Source organism: Brevibacillus porteri, from assembly GCF_003013475.1.
Classification (GTDB): Bacteria; Bacillota; Bacilli; order Brevibacillales; family Brevibacillaceae; genus Brevibacillus; species Brevibacillus porteri.
Genome location: NZ_PXZO01000088.1, coordinates 1 through 3,837, shown reverse-complemented (window position 1 = coordinate 3,837; position 3,837 = coordinate 1). Strand labels below are relative to the sequence as shown.

Annotated in this window: 1 protein-coding gene; it reads left to right on the top strand. The window is 47.1% G+C overall.

Features of this window, described 5'->3' with window-relative positions; all coding sequences use genetic code 11:
- The coding region (locus tag C7R92_RS31760) for a collagen binding domain-containing protein (RefSeq protein ID WP_106836880.1) at positions 1 to 3,837 on the top strand (3,837 nt) is incomplete at both ends.

Sequence of the window (3,837 nt, the reverse complement as noted above, 5' to 3'; positions counted from 1 at the left end):
TCCTACCGATCCGGGCACGGGGACTCCAACTAATCCAGGCACAGGGACTCCTGTACCAGTACCTGAACCAGTTCCCGTTCCTCTCCCAGAACCCGACCCCGACGCCAACATCATCAAAGACAGCATCATCACCAGCGTAGTCATGAAGGACAAGGACGGAAACAACATAGAAGACATCCGCCCGGATCAGGGCTCGCGTGTTCAAGTTGATTTCACTTGGCAAATCCCTGCTGGACATCCTTACTCAGAAGGTGCCACCTTTACCTTCCCTCTCCCAGATAAGTTTCGGACCGATCGCAATTTGACCGGAGATCTGAACGGAGGCTACGGCACCTATGAAGTGACAACAGACGGCACCGTCACCTTCATTTTCAGTGATGCCATCAATGACGGCGCAGAGATCAATGACGGAACCTTCTATGTGTGGCGGGAATTCGATGAGAAAAAGTTTGAAGGTGGCACGAGACAGGAGATCGATTTCAAATTCGATGGCATCGCTCCGATCTCTGTCCATTTCAAAGGCAAAAACAACAATGAAATCGACAAGAACGGGAAAGCAAACAAGGGCATGAATCCTAGCTATCTCGACTGGACCGTCGATTTTAACCAAAGTGAAAATCCGATAAAAGGCGCTATCTTTACGGATGAGCTTCCAAGCGGTCTGGATATCGACATGAGCTCGATTAAGGTCTTCCCATTGGAAGTTCAGTTGAATGGCTCTGTTAATCCAAAGGCTGAGGTAACCACCTTCACTCCTGAGAAATTAACAGAAGGAAATGGGTTCAAAATTAACTTTGGCGACATCGACGGTGCTTATCGCGTCGCGTACAAGACCAACGTCACCGGTACGACAGATACAACCTACACGAATAAAGCCACTGTCACAGGAACGAACCTCCCAAAGGATTTAATCGATTCCGCGAATGTCTCTGTCCGATTCAGCCAGCCTTTGAACAAAAAGGCGATTCACTACGATTACAACAAACAAACGATCACCTGGGCTATTCAGTACAACTACAATGAAAAACTGATCACGCAAAGCGATGCATGGCTCGAGGATCGATTCGATACGAGTCATCAAGAGCTCGTGAGTGGTTCCTTTACCGTTCATAAAATGACCATCGGTGACAACGGAAACGGAACAAAAGACGGGGCTGCCATCACTGAGTACAACGTAACCCCTTCGCCTACTGGCTTCCGCTTGCAGTTTGACCATGACGTGTCGGCTGCTTACGAAATCACCTACCAAACCAAAGCCAAAAATCGGGTCCACCAAGACAGCTACCTCGTGAAAAATGAAGTAGAGATCTATGATGGAACCAAAAAAGATGCATCCAGAGAGATCAATCAAGCAATCTTCTGGAAAAACGCCAAAAAAGAAAAAGTGAACTACCTGGATAAGACAATCGAATGGACGCTTAGTCTAAACGACGACAATCAGGTGATGGATGAAGTCGTCATTACCGACAGTTATGCGGGGCAAGGGCTGACTCTTCTTCCTGACAAAGTAAAGATCAACGATTGGACAAAGGATTTGGAAGAAGGGCCTGACAAAGACTACAGCATCTCTCCGAACTCAACGTACGAAGAAGGATTCAAGATCACCTTCCACAAACCAGTCACAAAAGGTCTAGTCATTACGTACCTGACGAAGTTCGATCCTACTTCCAAGGACCGTCCATCCGTGTACAAAAACAAGGCTGAACTGAATTGGAAGGAAAACGGGAAAGCACAAGACCCTATCACGAAATCCGCTACTGTTAAACCAGACAACTACACCAACAATAACGGAAACAAAACGGGTACATACGACGCCCGCACAAAAGAAATCACGTGGACAATCGATGTGAACTACAACCTTCACAAGATTAACAACGCGATCATCCGCGATTTTTATACCGGAGAACAAACTTTTGTGAAGGACTCGTTAACCATCCATAAGTTGCTGCTCACAGGTGGAGCAGATGGTGTAAAAGTGGTCGAGGGTCCAGTTGTCGCCACCAAATTTGACGAACTGACCAACGGCTTCGAGCTTCATCTCGGTCCCATCGACTCGGCCTATCGCATCACGTACAAAACCAGTTTGGCTAATCTGCCTGTCGGAGAAGTGTACGAAAACAATGCCACTATGCACGATAGTGACATAACAGGCACTCCACTCTATAAAGGCAAGACGACCGTCAGACCGACATACGGTGGGCAGTACGTCCTCAAAACAGGCGTACAAGGTACAGGAGCAGATTCAGAGTATGCAACATGGACAGTAAGAATCAATCCGAGCCAGTCTCATATTTCGGCAGGTGCTGTATTGACGGATACCCTGTCCAGCAATCAACTTCTGATGAAAGACTCCTTCAAACTCTTTACGACAACCGTCTCTGAATCCGGTGCTTTGACTATCGGAAAAGAAATGGCCTCCGAGGACTACAAATTAGAAGTAGTCGGCAATACCTTTAAACTGACCTTCAAAAACGATCTGCACACTGCCTACATCCTGGAGTACCGTTCCTTTATCAATGCTGACCATGGAGAGATCATCAAAAACGAGGCCTCTTTTGCAGGGAAAACAGTTGTAGGTAAAGGGAAAGACGGACAAGAAGGTGTCAAAGTCAGCTTGTCCGGTGCTGGTGGCGGAGCCAGCACACCTGGTAAAGGCGACTTGAAAATCGTCAAAACAGACGCAGATACGAAAAAAGCATTAGCAGGCGCCACGTTCGGTCTGTACGACAAGGCAGGGAAAACCTTGCTGGAAACAGTCGTGACCGATGAAAATGGCATGGCCACCTTCAAAGGCTACAAATTTAAAGCGTACAAGCTAAAAGAACTATCCGCTCCTGTTGGCTACGTCATCGCAGACGAGTACAGAAATGGAAAAGACATTACGTTAAAAGCTCCTGCAGGTGCTGACCCAGCTGTTCCAGTTATAATCGAAATAACCATCGACAACAAGCTGCTCCGTCAAGGATTTGAGTTAACCAAAGTTGACGCGGAGAATGCTGGCAAAGCACTGGAAGGCGCTGTCTTCAATCTACAGGTTGAAAAGGGCGGAGCATACGAAACAATCGCTGAGCTGACAACCGGCTCTGACGGAAAAGTCTCCAAAGGCGATCTGGCAGAAGGAAACTATCAGTTAGTCGAAACGAAAGCTCCGAAGGGATACAAGCTGGATGCGACTCCTATTTCATTCAAAATCGCCTCCAACCAGACAGAAATTGTGACCCTTACAAAAAAGAACACCAAAAATATCGGGTCCGTTCAATTGCTGAAAGTGGACCACTACACCAAAGAGCCACTTCCTGGCGTAACCTTTGAGCTTCAAGATGCTGACGGGAAAGTACTGCAAAGTGGACTCACAACGGATAAGGACGGTATCCTTCTCCTCGAGAACCTGAAAGCAGGATTCTACCAGCTCGTGGAAACAAAAGCGCTTGCTGGTTATGAGCTTGCTGAACCACTGAAATTCGAAGTAACAGATGAAGGCACGACAGCTCTCACGTTGACCAACAGATTGATCCCAGGATCTGTGAAACTGACCAAAATAAGAAAGGGATACCCAAATCATAAGCTCACAGGAGCTGAATTTACGCTCCGTGATGAAAATGGTCAGGTAACCAAAGACAAGAACGCTCAAGAGCTGACAAAGCTGACAACTGATGCAAACGGTGAACTTCTAGTCGAAGGCCTAAATCCTGGCAAGTACGAGTTTGTCGAGACGAAGGCTCCTACTGGTTATGTAATAAACAGCAAGCCAATTGCTTTCGAGATTAAACGGAACCAAGTAGTTGGCGAGCATGTGCTTGTTACTGCCGAAAATGACGTAACCTCCGGTGGTGGTGG